The sequence below is a fragment of the Candidatus Eisenbacteria bacterium genome, from assembly GCA_016930695.1.
Lineage (GTDB): Bacteria > Orphanbacterota > Orphanbacteria > Orphanbacterales > Orphanbacteraceae > JAFGGD01.
The window spans coordinates 16,935-36,207 of the sequence record JAFGGD010000053.1 but is presented as its reverse complement, the minus strand read 5'-3'; the positions used below and the strand labels follow the sequence as shown (position 1 = coordinate 36,207).

Annotated in this window: 21 protein-coding genes and 1 tRNA gene; 21 read left to right on the top strand and 1 reads right to left on the bottom strand. The window is 63.8% G+C overall.

Translation table 11 applies throughout. The features are described 5' to 3' along the window. Positions 1-89: 89 nt before the first annotated feature. The 6 genes from JW958_12615 (at position 90) to JW958_12590 (ending at position 4,560) form a co-directional block, all read left to right on the top strand. On the top strand, positions 90-1,118 hold the full coding sequence (locus tag JW958_12615) for a 6-phosphofructokinase (GenBank protein MBN1827092.1): 1,029 nt from the start codon (positions 90-92) through the stop codon (positions 1,116-1,118). A gap of 218 nt (positions 1,119-1,336) precedes the next feature. Beyond that, positions 1,337-2,374 carry a GNAT family N-acetyltransferase gene (locus JW958_12610; protein ID MBN1827091.1) on the top strand — a complete coding sequence of 346 codons (1,038 nt, stop codon included), beginning with the start codon at positions 1,337-1,339 and terminating at the stop codon, positions 2,372-2,374. Further along, positions 2,371-3,729, top strand: a complete 1,359-nt coding sequence (locus JW958_12605) for a S41 family peptidase (GenBank protein ID MBN1827090.1) — start codon at positions 2,371-2,373, stop codon at positions 3,727-3,729. Before JW958_12610 ends, JW958_12605 begins: the two co-directional genes overlap by 4 nt. Positions 3,730-3,893: 164 nt before the next feature. Beyond that, positions 3,894-4,115, top strand: a complete 222-nt coding sequence (locus JW958_12600; protein ID MBN1827089.1) for a helix-turn-helix transcriptional regulator — start codon at positions 3,894-3,896, stop codon at positions 4,113-4,115. Further along, positions 4,105-4,302, top strand: coding sequence for a hypothetical protein (locus tag JW958_12595; GenBank protein MBN1827088.1), 198 nt, complete (start codon positions 4,105-4,107; stop codon positions 4,300-4,302). Before JW958_12600 ends, JW958_12595 begins: the two co-directional genes overlap by 11 nt. Positions 4,303-4,332: 30 nt before the next feature. After that, on the top strand, positions 4,333-4,560 hold the full coding sequence (locus JW958_12590; protein ID MBN1827087.1) for a hypothetical protein: 228 nt from the start codon (positions 4,333-4,335) through the stop codon (positions 4,558-4,560). 28 nt (positions 4,561-4,588) lie between these two features. Here the strand turns inward: JW958_12590 and JW958_12585 are convergent. Beyond that, positions 4,589-4,665, bottom strand: a tRNA-Glu gene (locus JW958_12585). 284 nt (positions 4,666-4,949) lie between these two features. Here JW958_12585 and JW958_12580 point away from each other — a divergent pair. From JW958_12580 to JW958_12510, 15 genes are all read left to right on the top strand, one after another. Next, positions 4,950-6,362: a sigma-54-dependent Fis family transcriptional regulator gene (locus tag JW958_12580; protein ID MBN1827086.1), complete on the top strand. Its 1,413-nt coding sequence runs from the start codon at positions 4,950-4,952 to the stop codon at positions 6,360-6,362. 255 nt (positions 6,363-6,617) lie between these two features. Beyond that, positions 6,618-7,847, top strand: a complete 1,230-nt coding sequence (locus JW958_12575) for a methylated-DNA--[protein]-cysteine S-methyltransferase (GenBank protein MBN1827085.1) — start codon at positions 6,618-6,620, stop codon at positions 7,845-7,847. Between the two features lie 83 nt (positions 7,848-7,930). Continuing rightward, on the top strand, positions 7,931-9,184 hold the full coding sequence (locus JW958_12570; GenBank protein MBN1827084.1) for an ABC transporter permease: 1,254 nt from the start codon (positions 7,931-7,933) through the stop codon (positions 9,182-9,184). Beyond that, positions 9,181-9,924 (top strand): ATP-binding cassette domain-containing protein, encoded by a 744-nt coding sequence (locus tag JW958_12565; GenBank protein MBN1827083.1) that lies wholly within the window; start codon positions 9,181-9,183, stop codon positions 9,922-9,924. Before JW958_12570 ends, JW958_12565 begins: the two co-directional genes overlap by 4 nt. Further along, positions 9,921-11,870: a CPBP family intramembrane metalloprotease gene (locus tag JW958_12560; protein ID MBN1827082.1), complete on the top strand. Its 1,950-nt coding sequence runs from the start codon at positions 9,921-9,923 to the stop codon at positions 11,868-11,870. Before JW958_12565 ends, JW958_12560 begins: the two co-directional genes overlap by 4 nt. Before the next feature lie 111 nt (positions 11,871-11,981). Then, on the top strand, positions 11,982-12,161 hold the full coding sequence (locus JW958_12555; GenBank protein MBN1827081.1) for a DUF1931 domain-containing protein: 180 nt from the start codon (positions 11,982-11,984) through the stop codon (positions 12,159-12,161). A gap of 234 nt (positions 12,162-12,395) precedes the next feature. After that, positions 12,396-13,391, top strand: a complete 996-nt coding sequence (locus tag JW958_12550; protein ID MBN1827080.1) for a hypothetical protein — start codon at positions 12,396-12,398, stop codon at positions 13,389-13,391. A 186-nt stretch (positions 13,392-13,577) separates the two neighbouring features. Continuing rightward, positions 13,578-13,958: a PilZ domain-containing protein gene (locus JW958_12545; GenBank protein MBN1827079.1), complete on the top strand. Its 381-nt coding sequence runs from the start codon at positions 13,578-13,580 to the stop codon at positions 13,956-13,958. Between the two features lie 241 nt (positions 13,959-14,199). Further along, positions 14,200-15,066, top strand: a complete 867-nt coding sequence (locus JW958_12540; GenBank protein MBN1827078.1) for an RNA polymerase sigma factor RpoD/SigA — start codon at positions 14,200-14,202, stop codon at positions 15,064-15,066. A gap of 338 nt (positions 15,067-15,404) precedes the next feature. Continuing rightward, positions 15,405-15,839, top strand: a complete 435-nt coding sequence (locus JW958_12535) for a flagellar assembly protein FliW (GenBank protein MBN1827077.1) — start codon at positions 15,405-15,407, stop codon at positions 15,837-15,839. After that, positions 15,836-16,090 (top strand): carbon storage regulator, encoded by a 255-nt coding sequence (locus JW958_12530; GenBank protein MBN1827076.1) that lies wholly within the window; start codon positions 15,836-15,838, stop codon positions 16,088-16,090. Before JW958_12535 ends, JW958_12530 begins: the two co-directional genes overlap by 4 nt. Then, entirely contained in the window at positions 16,087-16,539 is a 453-nt protein-coding gene (locus JW958_12525) for a tetratricopeptide repeat protein (protein ID MBN1827075.1), read from the top strand. Before JW958_12530 ends, JW958_12525 begins: the two co-directional genes overlap by 4 nt. Positions 16,540-16,717: 178 nt before the next feature. After that, complete coding sequence (locus JW958_12520) at positions 16,718-16,909, top strand: hypothetical protein (GenBank protein ID MBN1827074.1); 192 nt, start codon at positions 16,718-16,720, stop codon at positions 16,907-16,909. A 75-nt stretch (positions 16,910-16,984) separates the two neighbouring features. Then, positions 16,985-17,656: a hypothetical protein gene (locus JW958_12515; protein MBN1827073.1), complete on the top strand. Its 672-nt coding sequence runs from the start codon at positions 16,985-16,987 to the stop codon at positions 17,654-17,656. 13 nt (positions 17,657-17,669) lie between these two features. Next, the gene (locus JW958_12510) at positions 17,670-19,058 is read left to right on the top strand and encodes a sigma-54-dependent Fis family transcriptional regulator (protein ID MBN1827072.1); all 1,389 of its coding nucleotides are present in this window, start codon (positions 17,670-17,672) and stop codon (positions 19,056-19,058) included. Positions 19,059-19,273: the final 215 nt, after the last annotated feature.

Genomic DNA, 19,273 nt, shown 5'->3' with positions numbered 1-19,273 from the left:
CCGGGCTTCGAGGAGTACCGTACAAGAGAATCTTCCTCAGTACCGCGCTGGATAGACACCCGATTCCTTACTGGAGGGTTTTTACTGCGATGCGTATCGGAATTCTTACGGGCGGAGGCGACTGTCCCGGTCTTAACGCGGTCATCCGCGCCGTGACCCGGACCGCCATGGTCCGCTACGGCGACACCGTTATGGGCATCAAGAACGGCTGGAAGGGTTTGGTGAGCGGCGATCTGGAGGTGTTGGATCTTCCCCGGGTTTCGGGGATCCTCCCTCGGGGAGGGACGATCCTGGGGACCTCCCGGACCAACCCTCTGAAGAACCCGGAGCTGATGGTCGAGATCAAGGCGAACATCAAGAAGCACGAGCTGGAGGCGGTCATCGCCACGGGCGGCGACGACACCCTCTCGGTCTGCCTCGGTCTCGCCAAGGACGGTGTCCCCGCGGTCGGCGTTCCCAAGACGATCGACAACGACATCAACGGCACGGATTACACATTCGGTTTCAACACGGCGACGCAGATCGTCTGCGAGGCCATCGATCGGCTCCACACCACCGCCGAGTCGCACCACCGAATCATGGTCGTCGAGGTGATGGGGCGCCACACCGGTTGGATCGCCGTGATGGCCGGATTGGCCGGCGGCGCCGACGCGATCCTGATCCCCGAGGTTCCCTACGACATCGACGAGCTCTGCCGGAACCTGGGAGAGCGCCACAAGAGCAAGAGCTTCTCCATCGTGGTGATCGCCGAGGGAGCCCGCGCCAAAGGGCAGGACCACTACACCGTCCAATCCGACATGGTGGACGAGTTCGGTCATGTCCGCCTCGGAGGCGTCGGTTCGGTGGTGGCCCGGCAGATCGAGGAGAAGACGGGCATCCAGACGCGCGTGACCATGCTCGGCTACATCCAGCGGGGGGGGACGCCCACCGCCTACGACAGGATTCTGGGTACCCGCTTCGGCGTGGCCGCCGTCGAGGCGGTGCATGACGGTTGTTTCGGTAAAATGGTCGCCCTTCGCGGCGAGGAGATCAAGCTGGTTCCCCTCGAGGACGCGGTTCACGCGCCCAAGAAGGTGGACATGGAGTTCTACCGGATGGCGGAGGTTTTCTTCGGGTAAACCGCGCCGTCGCCAAGGAACGATCATCGAACCGGGGAGGATCGATCTCCCCGGTTTTTGTTTTCCCCGCCCCCTCCTCGGCGGCCGCCGCCGGGGGAACACGCCCTTCGACTCGGCCGGTTTCCTTCCGTCCCTTCCCTTTTTTTTTGATCCCCGCAGGGAACCGATGCGTCAATATTGTGTAAGCACTTACATAAATGTCGGGAAAGGAGAGAATCGTGGTCTCCGGGAGAAAAGACTACTTCGGGCATCTGGGGACACTCGGCCTGGCGAGCCGGCTCCGGCGTCTCAGCGACCGCCTCTACGGGGACGCGGCGCGACTCTACCGGGAAACGGGCATTCCGATGGAGCCCCGTTGGTTTCCTCTTCTCATGCTTCTGGCCGAGGAGGGAGAGATGGCCGTCGTCGGAGCGGCGGACCGTCTGGGAATGACGCATCCGGCGGTGCACCAGATCGCCGCGGCCGCCGCGCGGGGAGGACTGATCCGTTCGCGCAAAGATCGGCGGGACGAACGGCGTCGGCTCCTGTCGCTCACCGCCCGGGGGCGCCGGGTGTTGGAGGAGCTCCGCCCGATCCGGGAGAAGATCCGGAAGGGGACCGAGGAGATCCTCGGAGACGCCGGGGTCGACCTGATCGGCGCTCTCGCGCGGGTCGAGGAGGCGCTCGAAGGGGAGGATCTCCGTGAACGGATCCAGGGGGGCGCGGGGGCGCGCGAGGCGGAGATCGTTTCCTATCGCCCCGCCTACAAAAAGCACTTCCGCCGGCTGAACCGGGAATGGTTGGAGAAGAGCTTCGCCGTGGAGCCGGAGGACGAGCGGATCCTGGACGATCCGAGCGGGCGGATCCTGCGGAAGGGGGGGGAGGTGCTCTTCGCTCGCCTGCGCGGCGAGATCGTCGGAACGGTCGCTCTCATCCGCGTGGACGACGGAACCTTCGAGATCGCGAAGATGGCGGTGGACGGGGCGGCGCGCCGGCGGGGGATCGGAAGGGCGCTCGCTTTGGAGGCGATCGATCGCGCGAAACGGCGCGGCGCGCGACGGGTGATTCTCTTTACGAGCCGCCGGCTTCGCGGCGCGCTCCTCCTCTACCGGTCTCTCGGGTTCGTTCTCACGAGCCGGGAGAGGGAGAACCGGGAGCGGTTCGCGAGGCCGACCATCGGCATGACCTTGACGCTGGAAGGGGCGCCGCCGCGCCGGGGACGAAGGGGCGGCGCGAGGAGAGAGAAGGAAGAAGAAGCGGAGGAGAAGAGAGGATGAAACAGAGAGGGTTTCTGTTGTTGCTGTGCGTGTTGGTCGCGGCGTCGTCGCCCGTCCGCTCGCGGGCACAGATCCGTATCAACCCCGGGGACACCGCCTTTCCCGTCGACGCGCGGACGCGGGCGGCGGTGATCGATTCGGTCTGCGCCGCTCTGGAGAGGATCTATGTCTTCCCGGACGCTGCGGAGAAAATGGCGGGCGCGCTCCGGGAGAATCTGCGCCTCGGCAAATACGAGGGCGTGGACCGCCTCTTCGATTTCACCCAGGCGGTCACACGGGACCTGCAGGAGGCGCACCGCGATCCCCACCTGGCCGTTTTCTACTCGCCTCCCGGACAGGTGCTCCTCTTCGGCGCGGAGGAGACGGATGAGGAGCGGGAGGCGCAACGGGAGAAGCTCGCCCGGGAGAACTATTGGTTCCGAAAAGCGGAGATCCTCGCGGGAAACGTGGGCTATCTCCGCTTCGATGGATTCGCGGACGCCGTCTTCTCCGGGCCGACGGCGGCGGCGGCGATGGGCTTTCTCGCCGGCTGCGACGCCCTCGTCATCGATCTCCGGTGGAACGGCGGCGGCTCTCCTTCGCTGATCCAATTCATAATGGGTTATCTTATGGAGGAGCCGACCCATCTGAACACCTTTTACAGGCGGAGGGAGAACGATTATCAGCAGTTCTGGTCCGCCCCCTGGGTGCCCGGTCCATCGATGGCGGGGACGGATCTTTACGTGCTCGTCGGCGAGAGGACCGGGTCGGCGGCGGAGGAGTTCGCCTACAACGTGCAGGCGCTCGAGCGTGGGACTCTCGTGGGCGGCGTCACCTGGGGGGGCGCGCATCCGGTGGAGACGGTCGTTTGGCCCGACCTGCGCGTGGTCTGTAATGTTCCCTATGGGCGGGCGATCAACCCGATCACCGGCTCGAACTGGGAAGGAACGGGCGTGCAACCGGACGAGATGGTCGATCCGGGGAGGGACGCGCTCGACGTCGCCTACCGGATGGCGCTTCGCGGGATCCGAGAGAGGACGGAGGACCCCGCCCCGGCGGCGCGGCTCGATTGGGTGATCGCCGGACTGGACGCCGAGCTGGAGGGGACGGCGCCCGATCCCGCGCGCTTCGCCGGTTACGCCGGTCTCTACGGGGAGCGGAAAATCACTTTCGATGGAAACGATCTCTGGTATCAGAGGGGAGAGATGCCTCGCCGGCGTCTGCTCCCCCTCACCGACACGCTCTTCGGACTGGAGGGAGTCGAGTTCTTCCGCCTCGAATTGGTGCTCGAGCCGACGACAGGTCGACCGACCAAACTGATCGGCCGCTATGAAGACGGACGGACCGACGAGTCGGCGCGTACCGTCGAACCCTGATCCGCTCCTTCCTCCCGTTTTCGGGGCGCGGCCCCCGCGAGCCGCGCCCCGAAAACTTCACTGAACACATTGTAATAAAATAGGATAAGAAAATTGTCAAGCCGGCTTGACAATTGGCGCGCCTCTCTCTATACTGTAAAGTGCGCTTGACAATCGGAGGAAAAATGGGAGATCGAGTGAGTAATCGCATTCGGGAGGCGCGAATGGATCGGGGGATGACCCAGGAGGATCTCGCCGCGGCCGTCGGCGTCTCCCGGCAGAGCATCATCTCCATCGAGCGAGGGAAGTACACGCCGAGCCTGGCGCTGGCGCTCCGCATGGCCGCGTTTTTCCACCGCTCCACCGACGAGCTGTTCTATCGGGAGGAAGAAGACCGTGATCGATGAACGTTTCCTGATGCACCGCCTGAAATCGACCAGCCTGGCCGCCGTGGTCGGCGGCGTAGGGATGGGGGGGTGGGCGCTCTACAACCTGTACGGAAGACACGTCATGCGGTGGGATCTGATGATCATTCTGCTCGCCATGGCGATCGTGAAAATCGGCGCTTTGCTTTATTACCGAAGGAATAATTGACGGGACGAGATCCCGAACGAGGTGATGACCATGCTGCTTCGACGACATCTCCGTGATCCGCGGCGGCGGATCGCCGCCGGCCAGCTCAGCCTGGCCATCGGCCTGTTGCTCGGACGCTTCGGGCCGAGGGTGTTTCTGATCGGTGACGATCCCTTCGCCGCGGGGTTGCTCGACGGTCTCTCCCTCTCCTTCGTTCTTCTCTCCTTGCTGCTCAATCTGAGCGGTCTGAGGGGAATGAAGAGGGGGGATCGCTCCTAGCGATGAATGGTCGGGGAAAAAACAAAAATGGTGTCCCCAACGGGATTCGAACCCGTGTTGCCGCCGTGAAAGGGCGGTGTCCTGACCGGGCTAGACGATGGGGACACCCGAGAATATTGGATGAAGATAGGGGAGAATCCGCGCGATGTCAACGGCGTGTAAGCCCGAGGCGCGCTTGAAAGGGCATTGTCCGGACTCTCGGGAGAGGGGAGCGCCCCCATACGCGGCGGCGCGGTCGACCCCCCCCGATCCCGCTCCCGGTTGACACGGCTCCATCGTCTCTTCTATACTATTATGTGATTCGTTCCATTATTGTGGATTCCGGATCGGCCCGTGTGCCGCCGCACTCTCCCCCGCGTGATCCGGATCCGGATCGGACCCGGCTGAAGATGGATTCCCGACAAGTGCTCATCTGTGGACGCGGCGCCGAACGGATCGGCTCCTTCATCGAGGAGAGATCCACGAGCACGGTTCACTGCCTTTCCATCGAGGAACCGGAGGACCTCTCCGCGCTCCTCTCCCGCTCCACCCTCGGCATGGTGATCGTCATCGGGCGGATGTTCGAGGACGCCATCTTCCAGAACTGGCTCAGGCGCCGCCTACCCAATCTCCCCCTCGTCTGGATCACCGACAGCTCCAACGGGAAGGGGGGAGGGAACGGACGGGAGGGGGTGACCGTCGTTCCCCGCCGGCGGCTGGACGTGCTCCCCTATCTGATCGAGTTCGCGCGGGACCGCACCAAGGGGCCGCGGAACGGGACGGCGGCGATCATCCCCGGGCCGGAAGGCGAGACCGTCCGCGCCCCGCATCGGATGATCGTGGGGCGCTCACCGGCGATCCGCAAGGTGCTCCAGAGCGCCCGCAAGATCCTGAACGTCAACTCGTCCCTCCTGATCCGCGGGGAAAGCGGCACCGGCAAGGAGTTGATCGCGGCGATGGTCCACCACGAGAGCCTTCGCCTCCGCCGTCCTTTCGTGAAGGTGAACTGCGCGGCCATCCCGGAAACGCTCCTGGAGAGCGAACTTTTCGGCATTGAAAAGAACATCGCCACCAATGTCGACATGCGGGTGGGGAAGTTCGAGCAGGCAGACGGCGGTACGATCTTCCTCGACGAAATAGGCGACATGAGCCTCCTTACCCAGTCCAAGGTCCTCCGCATCCTGCAGGAGAGGGAGTTCGAGCGGGTCGGCGGGGGGCGCCCGATCCGTGTCAACGTGCGGATCATCGCCGCGACAAACAAGGACCTGGTCGAAGAGATCCGGGGGCAGCGGTTCCGGGAGGATCTTTATTATCGTCTCAACGTCATCACCATCACGATTCCCCCTCTCCGGGAGCGGATCGAGGACGTTCCCCCGTTGGTGGAACACTTCGTCGATCTCTATTGCCGCGAGAACGGTCTTCCCAGAAAACGGATTCCCCGGGACGTGCTCGATCTTCTGCAGCAGTACTCCTGGCCGGGGAACGTGAGGGAACTGGAGAACGCCGTGGAGCACGCCGTCGTGGTCGGCGAGGGGGAAGCGCTTCGACGAGAGGACCTTCCTCCGCACATCTTCGCCTCCTTTCATGCGCCGGCGGCCATCGCCGTTCCGCCCGGGTCGCTTCGCGCGCGGGTGGAGGAGTTCGAACGGAACTCCGTCGTGGAGGCGCTGGAACGCAACGGTTGGGTGCAGGCCCGGGCGGCGCGTGAGCTGGGCATCAGCGAGCGGAGCATGTGGCATCTCTTCAAGAAGTACGACCTCGCCGCCATCAGCCGCCGTCGGAGCGGCCGAGGCCGTCCCCGTTCCTCCCCGCCCGCCGATTGATCTCTTGCCCGATTCGGGCGGCTCTCCGCCGGGAGGCGCGAAACCGTGGGTTCCGCGCGCCCCCTTCGGCGGGCGTCGCATTCCCGGATCCGGGGACGCGCCCCTTTCGGCTTCCCGCCGGGCGTGGTCGCGGAGGGCGCCCTCTCCCGACCGCCGCCCGGAGGCGCGGCCGTTCTCCGGGAAACGAGGGAAGGGCTTTTCATGGGGGGACGGATCGGCTAAAGTACGGGGGAACACCATACTTCGGATGGCAACATGATGGCAGACCGAAAACCCGAAGAGCTCATCGACCGCTATGGCGAGAAGTTCGCCCGTTTTTTTCTTCTCCTGCAGAATGATCCTTTAGACGCGGAGGATTCATTCCGGAGTCTTTTCCTCCGCCTTCTCGATCCCCGCAGCGGCGCTTTCGAAGAAGAGAAGGCCTACGGGGCGGCGGTCCGCCTCGTCCGGCGAACGCGCTCCCGGCGGGAACGGGCGGGCTACCGCCCGGTGGAAGTGGAGGAATCGGCGGGGGAGGGGGGGGAACGCACGGCGGCGGGGCGGCGCGCCTGGCGACGGCTCCCGCTTCCGGAACGGATCGCCGCGCTGATCCGTCTCGAGAGCGGGCTGAGCCCGGAGGCCGTCGCCCGCGTGCTCGGCTGGGAGCCGGAGCGGGTTTCCGCGCGGATCGAGCGGGGACTGCTCTCCTTCCGGGCCGCCGCGGCGGGAGTGGGGGGGAAGGTGACGCCGACGCGCATCGTTCCTCGGGGAGCGCTTCTCGATCTACGGCTCGGCCCGCGGAACGAAGCGCGGTCGGCGAAAACGGAAGAGGCGCTGCACCGCTCTCCTCCACTCGCCCGGGCGCAGGCGGAGCTGGACGAGGCGATCGTCCTCGTGGGCGGTCTCTATCGATCCGCCCTCCGGGCGGGGGATTGGAAGAGGATGCGCCGGCGGCTGCTTCGGGAACTGCCCGGGGACGGCGCGGTTCTTCGATGGGACCGCTTCCCCAGCCCCCTCGGCGACCTCTACGTCGGCGCGATGGAGGGGGCGGTGGTGCGGATCGTATTCGGCGACCTTTCCGAGGAGGCGTGGATCCGGAGCGTCGTGCCGTCGCTCGCCGCCGAAGCGAAGCGAGATCCCAAGGCCCTGCAGCCGGCGCGCGGGCAGCTCGGGGAGTACTTCGAAGGGAAGCGCAGAGCCTTCACCTTTTCGTGGCGTTTGATCGGCGTGAGCGGTTTCCAGGCCTCCGTGCTCGACGCCTGCGCCCGGGTCCCCTTCGGCTCGGTGCGCAGTTATAAACAGATCGCCCGGGACGTGGGGAAAAGCCGGGGGATGCGCGCGGTCGGTCGAGCGCTCGCCCGGAACCCGATCCCGGTGGTGATTCCCTGCCACAGGATCATCTCGCACACCGGCAGGGTCGGCGGTTTCTCCGGCGGGATTTTCCGCAAGGAGAAGCTCCTCGCTCTGGAGGGGATGGCGGGGCTTTTCACGGGCGACGCCGGCTGACGGCGACCCGCACCGGCGGCGGAGCGATTCCCGGGACGCGCGTAGAGCGCGCGCGCACGGGCGCGCCGCAAGAGGGATCGAACTTGTCGCTTCGCGGCCTCTCCATGACCGGCACCATTTTTCTTTCGGAGATTCGTTCCGAACTCCGGGACCGCCATGTCATCGTTTATTCCTTAATCGTTCCGATTTTTCTCTACCCCGCCCTATTCTGGGGGCTCGCCCAGTGGATGACCTATCGGGAGGGGTCGCTGGAGAAGCAGATCTCCCGCGTTTCCTGGAGTGAGAAGGACGAGCGCGCCCTCCCCCTCTTTTTCGAAGCGGTCCACGGGGATAGTCATTTCACGCGGCTCCCGGCGCCGTCGCCGGAAGAAGCCTTGACGGAGGACGAGCTGGACGCGGCGCTCCGGGTCGAGGCGGGGGAGGGGGGCTCTCCGGAGATCCACGTCGTTCTCGATCTCTCGCGGGACCGGTCCACCGTCGCCTGGAGAAGGCTCTCGGAGATCGGTACGCGCATCCGACTGGACCTGCTCCGAGAGCGTCTCGAACCGCTCGGAGAGACCCTGGAATCGGTCCGCGTCCTGGACGTGCGGGAGGAGAACATCGCCTCGCCGGAGGAAATGGGACGCTTCCTGCTTTCCATGGTTCTTCCGATGATTCTCATCATCATGCTTTCCATGGGGGCGATGTATCCGGCCATCGACGTATTGGTGGGGGAGAAGGAACGGCGGACACTGGAGACCCTCCTCGCGAGCGGCGCGCCGAGGATCAGCATCGTGGCGGGCAAGTTCCTCACCGTGCTGGCGGCGTCGATGAGCGCCCTGGTGATCAACCTGGCGAGCATGCTCGCCACCATCGCCCACCAAGTTCATTTCTTCGGCGAGGAGGGTGGGTTCAGCGTCGGCGTCCCCTGGAACGCGATCCCGACCATTCTCGCGGCGGGGCTCCTTCTGGGCGCTTTCTTTTCCGCCTCCATGATCCTCGTCGCTTCCTTCGCCCGCACGTTCAAGGAGGGGCAGGGCTATCTGACCCCCTTCTATATGCTCACGATTCTTCCGGCGATCGCGGCGTCCATTCCCGGAGTGGAGCTGACCACGAAGACCGCGTGGATTCCGATCGCCAACGTGGCCCTTCTCCTCCGCGGCGCCCTGGTCGGGAAGATCCCGACCCTCGCCGCCGCCGTCGTCTTTCTTTCTCTCGCCCTCTATCTCTCGGTGGCGCTTTTCCTGGCCAGGCGCGTGTTCGCGAGGGAGGAGTTGGTCATCGCCGGCGCCGGCATGCGCCGCTCACCCTGGAAGGGGCTTTTCTCCCGCGGAGGTTCTTCGGCATGGCAGTCATGATCGCGGTGGACGGATTGACCAAGACCTACCGAGACTCCAAGAGGGGCGAGGTGCGGGCCGTGGACGGAGTCTCTTTCCGATGCACCGAGAAGGAGGTGTTCGGCATTCTCGGTCCGAACGGGGCCGGCAAGACGACGACGCTCCGCGTTCTCGCCACGATCATCCGGCCCGACGCCGGGCAGGCGTTGCTGAACGGCTGGTCGGTGGAACGGGAGCCGGAACAGGTTCGCGCGTCGATCGGATACCTCTCCGGCGAGACCGGGCTCTACGGGCGGCTCTCGCCCCGTGAGATCCTCCGTTATTTCGGCCGGCTGAACCGTTTCCCCGCGGACCGGTTGGAGGAGCGGATCGAGTCGTTGGTCGCGCTCTTCGAGATGGGCGAGTTCGCCGACACGCGTTGCGAGAAGCTCTCCACGGGCATGCGGCAGAAGGTTTCCATCGCGCGGGCGGTGGTGCACGATCCGCCGATCCTGATCTTCGACGAGCCGACGGCGGGGCTCGACATCCTCGTCGCCGATGCGCTCCTCACCTACATCGAGGAGTGCCGGAACCAGGGGAAGTGCGTGGTGTTCTCCACGCACGTGATGAGTGAGGCGGAGCGCCTCTGTGATCGAATCGCCGTCATCCACAGAGGCCGCATCCTCGCCGTCGGTTCGCTGGAGGATCTCCGGCGCGAGACGGGGGAGCGCTTCCTGGAGAAGATCTTCCTTTCCCTTGTGCGGGGGGAGCGGGTGTCTTGAGGCTCGACGTCACCTTCACCGTTTTCCGCAAGGAAATGACGGACCTGTTGCGGGATCGCCGGTCCGTCTTCGCCATGTTCGTCTTCCCGATTCTCCTGAACCCGATTCTCATCTTCGGCATGGGGAAGCTGCAGGCCTACGGGGAGAAGAGGATGGAGCGGCGGCCCGTGTGGGTGGCGGCGACGGATGGCCTCACGGAGCTCCGCGAAAGAATCTTCTCCGACTCGCTGATTCATCCCGTCGACGCGACGGACCTCCGGGAGGTGGTGCGATCCGGCGGGGCGGACGCGGCGCTTCTCCTCCCGCCGGCCCTCGCCGAACCGGGCACGCCGGCACCGGAGGCGACGATCCTGTTCGACGAGTCTCGGGACGTCTCCCGTGACGCGGTGCGCCGTCTCCGGGACGCGGCGGAAGAGTGGCGCCTGGAGAAACGGGACGCGAGGCTCGATTCGCTCGGCGTTCCGCTCCCGAGCACGCTTCTTCCGATCCGGAAGACCAACATCGCCACCGAGGAGAGGATGACCGGCGGCAAACTCGCCAAACTGATCCCCGCGCTCATCGTCTTTCTTCTGATGAACGGCGCTTCCTTCGCGGCGGTGGACCTCTTCGCCGGAGAGCGGGAGCGAAAGACCATCGAGACGCTCCTCACGTCGCGCGCCGATCGAGGATCGGTGGTGGCGGGTAAATTCGGCACCGTCGTAACCGCCGCGATCACGGCGGCCACGCTCTTCCTTCTTTCCAGCATCGTGATGACCCGGCTCGGCTGGATCGGCGATCAAACGGGTTCCGGCGGCCTCGTCATCGAGCCTTTCTCGGCGACGATCGTCCTGATCGTCTCGCTCCCCCTCGCCTTCCTGATCTCCGCTTTTCTCGTTCTCGTGTCGAGCCACGCCCGCAGCTACCGCGAGGCGCAAACCCTCTTTCTCCCCACCATGTTCATCGGTATTCTGCCCGCCGTTCTCTCCGGAGTGCCGGGGATCCGTTTCGATTCGGTGTTGGCGGTGGTGCCGATCCTCAATGTGGCGCTCGCGGTGCGGGACGCCCTCCTCGGCGAGTACCCGGTCTGGCCCCTCGCGGTGACCATCCTCACGACCTCGCTCTGCGCGGCGTGGCTCCTCCGCCGGGCCCGTAACTATTTGACGGGTGAAGCGGTGATCCTCGGCGTGGGCGGGGAGAGGCGGGGAGGCGTTTCGGACGGCGGGACCGCGTCGGTCCGATCGGCCCTCGTCTTTTACGCCTCGATTATGCTGGCTCTTTACTACTTCGGCTCTCTCATACAGGCTTGGAAGCTGATTCCCGGTCTTCTGATCACGCTTTGGGGGCTGCTGCTCGTTCCGACGCTCCTCTTCGCCCGCGCGCAACGTCTTTCCCGACGAGAGGATCTGGGGTTCCGCCGGCCGCGGGTCGGGCACGTTCTCGCCGGATTGCTGCTCGCTTCGCCGTCGATGCTCGCGGCGCAGTTCCTCTTCCGGCTCCAGAGCCGCGTTCTCCCCGTTCCCGAGCAACTTCTGTCGGAGCTGCAGAAGGTGATGGAGGGATCCGAATTCAGCCTCGCCGTCATGCTCTTCGCCATAGCGGTCAGTCCGGGGATCTGCGAGGAGATTCTCTTCCGCGGGCTGCTGCTCGGCAGGTTCCGGCGGGCCATGAGCCCCGTCCGGGCGGTTCTCTTGAGCGGCTTTCTCTTCGGTCTGTTCCATCTGAGCATCTACCGGATTCTCCCCACCGCGCTTCTCGGCGTGGTGGCGGGAGCCCTGGCGGTGTGGACCGGATCGATCTTCCCCTCCATGGCCCTGCACTTCCTCTACAACGGCTTCGTGGTGCTGTCGAGCCGCTACCGTTTCCTCGAACGGATCGAGGGTTTTTCCACTACCTGGATCCTCGTTTCGATCGGTTGCGCTCTCCTCGCCGCCCTGCTTCTCCGGCGGGGAAAGCGCGGAAACGGCTGAGAAAGCCCTTTTTTCCGTTGACAGGCTCTTACGACGCCGGAATAGTAACATCCGGGGTAGGGAGCGAAGCGCTCCTCGGTGAGACGTCCCATTTCGCGAAGGAGAAAGAATATGGCGAAGCCGACCGAACTGATCATCTCGAAGTCGAGAACCAAGGCGATGGCGAAGAAGTGCAACGTCTCGGGTGAGTTTTACGGCGCCTTGGACAAGAAGGTCCGGGACATGATTCAGGACGCGGAGAAGCGGGCGATCGCCAACAAGCGCAAAACGCTGAAGCCGCAGGATCTGTAGAAGCAAGAACGGAACAATCGCGTATCGGCCTGATGGATCGGAGGGAGCGATCCCCCCGTCTATCGGGCCGGTTGCGTTTTTCCCCGGCGCCGGATGTCCGTATCTTGTTGAAATATAGAACGATACGTTTTTGGGGTGGAACCGATACGGGGTGGTCGGGTTGTCAAGATGTGGGATGTCGGTTACGCTTCTGATAAGGAAGCGGAGGACGATCCCCTTAGGAAAGGTGTGACCATGGCTCGACGACTGGGATTCGCGCTGATGCTGCTGATCGCGCCGACCCTCGTTTTCGCCGGCGGGCGGATGTCCGTGGACGACGTGATCCGCCTCCTCGAAGCGGGTGTCGGCGAGCGCGTGGTGATCGCGCAAATCGAGGAGAGCGGCTCGGAGTTCGATCTCTCCACCGAGGACATCCTCGATCTGGAGGAGATGGGCGTTCCGGAAAAGGTGATGGAGGCGATGATCCGAAGCGCCTCGGGGGAGACGGAGTACGTGGAAGAGGAAGAGGTGGAGGAATACTCCGCCGTTCCCAGCCACCTCGGCTACTACCGTTATCAGAGTCCCAACCAGGTCGTGGTGCGGCTCGTTCCCTGGTCGGTTCCCGCGGTGACCTACGTGGATCTCGACCCCTGGTGGTGGGATCCCTGGTGGTGGGAAACCCCCTATTACGTTTCTTATGTCCACTATCCCTGGTATCGGTCGAGCTGGTATTTCCGATCGTCCTGGTACCGGCCCGTCTATTGGCCCGTTTATCATTACAATCACTGGTACGATCACGACCACTACGTGGTGAATCGCGATCACGGCAGAACCTATCACACGGCCGCGGCGGCGCAGAGTTCCTGGAAGAGGAAAACTCAGGTGGAGCGCAACGCGAGCGTGGTTCGGACAGGTTCCTATTCCACGAGAGAGAAAACGGTTCGCGCCAAGGCTCTTTCCGGAACGAGCCAAAGCCGCTACCGTGCCGCGACGGGCACGCGCGGGAAGAGCGCCGTATCGCCTACCGTCCGTTCGACCGACCGGTACAGGGCGACGGAGAGGAAGAAGAGCCCCACCGCGGTTTCCACGCCGCAGGTGAGGAGCCGTTCGAGCGGTTCGAAGTCGCCTTCGCCGACGGTGAACCGCTCCCGATCCACGGGCGCTTCCCGGACCAAGGAACCCGCCTCGCCGAGCCGATCTTCCGGTTCTTCGCGATCCGGTTCGTCGGGAGGGAAGAAGAAAAGCCGCTGACGGAGTCTCACCAAGGCCGGAAGGGAAAGCCCGGGGATGCCCCGGGCTTTTTCGCGGACCGCCCCGATCCCTTTCGCGGGGCCGGTCCCCCACAATCGTTCTCCGTCGCGCATGGCAAAAGGGTGGACCCCGCCCACCTGTCGTGCGAAAATACCGTTAGAGTGTCTTCAGGCGACGGAGGGAGAGATGTCAAGACCAGAGGATCGACGCAAGCACATACGCCATGACGCCCGCTTCGCGCTTAAGATCGGTTCCGAGGCGGTTTCACACGATCAGGGAATCGCCACGGAGGGCTTGAACATCAGCATGGGCGGCATCTATTGCCTCGTTCCACGGTACATCCCTCTCATGACCAAGCTCCAGGCGACTCTGGTTCTTCCGATGCCCGCTCCTCAGAAGAGCGGGGTTCGTGAGGAGAAGCTCTTCGAGACCGAGATGATCGTCGTTTGGAGCGACCCGGAGGCGGAGATCCCCGGCCGGGAGAGCTATAGAATCGGGTGCGCTTTCCTGCCGCTCCCCCCGGAGAAGAAGGGCCTGCTCAAGGAATACCTCGACTCCCTCGAATAGAGCGGAGCCGCCATCGCACGTCAACCCCGCCTTCTTTTTCTGCCGTTTAGGCAGATATCGGGAAAAGTCTGCCCGTCCCATTGCAGGCGGCTTTCGATGAAAGCTCTATAATTAATTGTATTTAAAAGAAATACAAAGTTTGTAATCAATTGGGGTTTTTGGAACGTGTCTTGATAACAAAAGAGAGGAAGAGCGCGTTTGGTCCACGGAAGTTCATGAGGTTTTGGGAAGGAGATCTTTTTTGCGCGAGCATGGGAAAAAAGGCGAGCCGGGTGAGAACGATCGCACTTTAAAAGTGTATCTGGAAAGGATCGCCCGCGTTCCTCTGCTGGCCCCGGATGAGGAGCTTCGTTTGGCCCGCCGTTTGAGGGAGGGGGACGAAAACGCCTTCCAGCAACTCGTGCAGGCGAACCTGCGCTTCGTCGTCAGCGTCGCCAAGAAGTACAGGAACCAGGGGCTGGCCTTCTCCGATCTGATCGACGAGGGGAACATCGGCCTGATCACGGCCGCCCGGCGATTCGATCCGGAGCGGGGAAACCGCTTTATCTCCTATGCGGTCTGGTGGATTCGACAGGCGATCCTCAAGGCGCTCGCCGACCAGGCCCGTCTGATCCGTCTTCCCCTGGGGAAGAGCGGATCGGTGCAGAAGATCCTGCGGGAAACCGACCGCCTGCGCCAGGCTTTCGGACGCGAACCGAGCCTCGTCGAGGTCGCCGATGCCGTAGCCCTTTCGGAGGAGGAGATCCGAGAGACGATGGACGCCGCCTCCTTCGCCCGTTCCTTGGAGGCGCCGGAGTTCGGCGAAGAGGGGGAGAGCGCCCTTCAGGAGTTCCTGGAGGACCGGGTCACCCCCGCTCCGGATCGGAATCTCATCGAGGACCGGTTGCGAAGAGACGTGCGGTCGGCGCTCGGGGATCTGCTCCCCCGCGAGGCGGACGTGATCCGCTCCTATTTCGGTTTCGACGGGACCGATGGGGAAACCTTGGAGGAGATCGGACACCGGATGAATCTATCCCGCGAGCGCGTGCGCCAGATCAAGGAACAGGCGATGAGCCGGATCCGTCGCTCCAACCGCGGAGAGGCGCTTCGTAGTTATCTCGCCGCCTAATCCCGCGCCTCTCCTCCTCCCTTTCTCCCGGTCGCCCACGGGGCGTTTTTTACGTGCTTCTCTTCACGGTGTGCCCTCTCCGCGCAGCCGCGGCCGTAGAATCCCTCTTCGCCCGCCACCGGCCAAAAGGGAGCCGTAGAGGGCGGCCAAGAAGCGTCTACCGGTCAGCTTTCTGTCGCCTCTCCTATGTTCCTCCCATGGAGTCTCTCTCGCCGTCCTGCTTTTAACAGACTATATGACAACACGATACAAGGTCGCCTCTTCTTGTGGCGCGCGGAAAAGCGTTTGCAACGTCGTGGCACGGGCATTGCAGATTCGATTGCCGAAAGGAGGCGACCATGCAACCGAGTAAGAGCGCTTCGGAGGGGTTGTCCCTATGGATCCCCCACGGCATGATCGGATTTCCCGGTCTCACCCGCTATCGACTTGTCCGTCCGAGCGAAGGGAATCCTTTCTCTCTTCTGGTCAGTGAGGAGAAACCGCAGATCCGCTTCTCCCTGATGGACCCTCTTCTGATCCGGCCCGATTACCAGCCGCGAATCTCCGCGGGCGCTTTAGAGGAACTGGAACTCCGGGAGGCGGGGGAGACCTACGTGGTGGTCAATACGCCCGACGATGCTCGGGGCATGACCGCGAACATGCGAGCCCCTTTCCTGGTGAACGAACAGTCCGGTATCGGAGCGCAGATCCTTTTGGAAGACGAGGACCTTCCCGTGCGCGCCCTCCTCGTGGAGGAGTGGGAGCGGGAGCAGGTGGAGTTATTGACGGTATGAAACGTAGCGTGCGGGAAAAAGAAATCGGACGGCGCGCCGGCGAGAGCGTTCTCATCGGCGACGCCGTGGAGATCCGTGTCGAAAAGATCGAGAAAGACCGCGTGAGATTGCGCGTGTGGGCGCCCGAAGCCGCCGGGATCGCGCCGAGGGAGTTGGTCGAGGAAATCGCCGCCGAGAACCGGAGCGCCGCCCTCTCCCGCATTCCCGGAATGGACGACCTGTGCGCCGTGCAGGGGGAGGAAGAGGCATGACGCCGGGGCCGGGAGAACGCACATCGGACGCGGCGCGGGTGGAACGAGGATTTCGGGAAGCGCTCGACCGTTTCCCGCGATCGCCCAAGCTGCTCGCCCGGCTGGGGAAGTGTTTCGCCGTCCAAGGAAGGGTGGAGGAGGCGCTGGAGTGCGTGCTCCTCAGCCTGGAGATGGATCCGGGGCAGCCCGGACTCCTTTTGCGCGCGGGTGATCTGTTCGCCTCCGTGGAGCGCTTCGAGGAGGCGCTCCGATTCTACGAACACTATCAGGAACTTCGGCCCCGGAGTCCGCGCGGATACGCCCGAATGGGGGACTGCCTGTTCCGCCAGGGATATTTCTGGTCCGCCGCGGACGCTTTCTCCTTCGCCCTGTCGCGGAGTCCCGACAGCGGGTGGATCCGCGACCGGTTGGAGGGGGTCATGCGTCTCTGCGCGGCCGCCGAAGCCTGAGCCGCACTGAAACCGTTCAAGCGTTTCCTCTTCCCAGTCGAACATTCGATCGAGGGCCCGGTTTGGTCCCGCCCGGGGCGGGCCGGGAACCGGCGTCGTGAAATCGCGCCGCCTTTGGCCGTTTTCCCCCGCCCGGCGTCGTTGCTTCATGCGCCGGATGGATGCCCGAGGGATAAGGATGCGACCGGACCTGGATTCCAACGACCCGGAATGGAAGCGACGATCCTCGCGATGGCGCGTGCAGAGAGTCCGGAGGAAAATCGCCAGAGGATACTACGATCGCCCCGAAGTGCGCGCGCAAATCGTCGACGCGCTGCTCCAAGCGCTTCTCGAAGACGAAGGCCGGCGCCCCTCCACGGACCCGAAATAACTTTGACCGCCTCCCGAACCCGGAATAAACTGAAAGCATAGGCAGCCGTTCCTCCCAGCCGGCGGATTGATGGGGATGGATAATTCTTTTCTCGTTGGCCAGATCCTCGAAATCACCATCGGGGAGAAGGTCGACAACAAGCTGTACCGCGCCCAGGTGACCCAGGCGGATCGAAGGAACGTGGTGCTCCACGTTCCCGGTTTCGACCCCCTTCGTTTCGTGGATCTGTTGAAGGGAACCGCCGTTTCCCTTCGTACCCACTGGCGGGGGAAGCCGCACGTGGGCGCGGCGCGATTGGCCCAACATTTTAAGGACTCCTCTCCCTATGTCGTCATTCAAAGGCCGGAGAGGCTCGATCCCGTGGAGCGGTGCGCCAGCGCGAGGATCGAGGCGGATTTCGAGGTGGAATACACCGCGCCCGAACAAAGGCTGATTCGGGAGGCGGATCGGACCGTGCGGTTGGAAGAAGGTCGCATCCGTCTGTATGGGGTTCCCGAGCCTTTTGATGTGGGAACGATGCTCCACTTGTCCGCTCGCCGGGACGGCGGGCGCCCCATCCGTTTCGAGGGGCGGGTCGTTCATGTCTCTAAGGACCCGGACGATCCTTCCCGCTACGAAATGGCCGTGGCCGTCGGGACATTGGGAGCCGACCAGAAAGAGGCGCTTCTCGACGCGGTGTTGCGTCGGGAAGAGGAGGAGCCGCCCGCCGATCCGGGGCTCCTGGAGAGGGATTGCGACGACCGGTAGGAGGATGGAAACGGTGGCGAAGGATCTCTCCCGTATCGTGATCGTCAGTGGGGACAAGGGACTGCGTTGGTCCATGGGGTCCGCTCTCCTCGGCGAGGGGTACGCCGTCGAGGAGGCTGAAGACGGGGCGGGAGCGGTGGAGAAGGTCGGCGTCGCCCATCCCCAACTGGTGCTCGTGGATTTCGATCCTCCGGGCGGTGAAGCCCGTGAATGCGTCCGCCGCATCCGGGAGGCGAACGCGGAGGTTCTCATTCTCCAGCTCGCCTCCAAGGAATCCCGGGATGACGCGTCGGAAGCGGAGAAACTGGGCGGTTGCCACACTCTCGAGAAGCCGATCGACAACGTGCGGCTCGCCGGCATCGTGAGGGACCTGCTCGCCGACACGCAGATTCGCGAGGAAGCGAAACGGCTCGACCCGATCATCATCGGAAACCGGCAGACGGACCGGCTCATTCTCGGGCGGAGCCGGAAGATGCGCGACGTATACCGCATCGTGGAACGGGTCTCCCGCAGCCCGAGGGCGACGGTGCTGATCGAAGGGGAGAGCGGTACGGGGAAAGAGATGATCGCCAAGGCGATCCATCACAGCACCCCCGAGTGCACCGGCCCCTTCATGGAAATCAATTGCGGCTCCCTACCGGCGAATCTTCTGGAAAGCGAACTCTTCGGCCACGAACAGGGCGCGTTCACCGACGCGAAGCACCAGAAGAAGGGACTCATCGAAATGGCGTCGAGGGGGACCCTTTTCCTCGACGAGATCGGCGAGATGCCGATCGAGCTGCAGGCGGCGCTTCTCCGCGTGATCGAAACCAAGCGGTTCAAGCGGGTGGGGGGGACGGTCGATATCGAGGTGGACCTTCGGATCACCGCCGCCACCAACCAAGACCTGAAGACCGCCATAGCGGAGGGGCGTTTCCGCAAGGATCTCTTCTATCGGCTGAACGTGGTGCCGATTCACATCCCCCCCTTGCGGGCGCGGGTGGAGGATCTGCCGATTCTGGCGAGCTACTTCATCGACCTGTTCAATCGGGAACTTTCCAAGAACATCCGAGGGCTCTCCCCGAACGCGAGGACAAGGCTCCAGCAGTATTCCTGGCCCGGGAACATCCGCGAGCTTCGGAACGTGATCGAGCGGGCGATCCTCCTGGAGAGCGAGGACCTGATTCTACTCGAGCATCTTCCGCTGGAGATCTCGGCCGGCATGGCCGATATGTTGGATGCGGACGACAAAGACGAGGAGTTCGTGCCGATCACCTTGTCGGAGGCGGAAAGGCGCCAGATCCTCCTCACGATCGAGTGGGCGAGGGGGAACAAGACCAAAGCGGCCAGGACCCTCGGGATCTCCCGGCAGACGCTCCGGGAGAAACTAAGGCAGTACGAGGCCCGCAAGGCCTCCTCCTAGCCGAATCTCTCTTTTTGTGCTCAAAGGCGGCTCCCGGCGCCTCCCGGGAGTTGTGTGCGCGGTACCTGCTCAATTTTCATCCACCGGTCAAATTTTATGCACAACGCTGATCTCCCTTAATGCGCGATTTTGTAAATAGTTATCAGAATCGTACTGTTTTCCGCCTTCGAATACCATCCACAACCCGCAAAGCCCTCCCTCGGGAAGATTTTTCT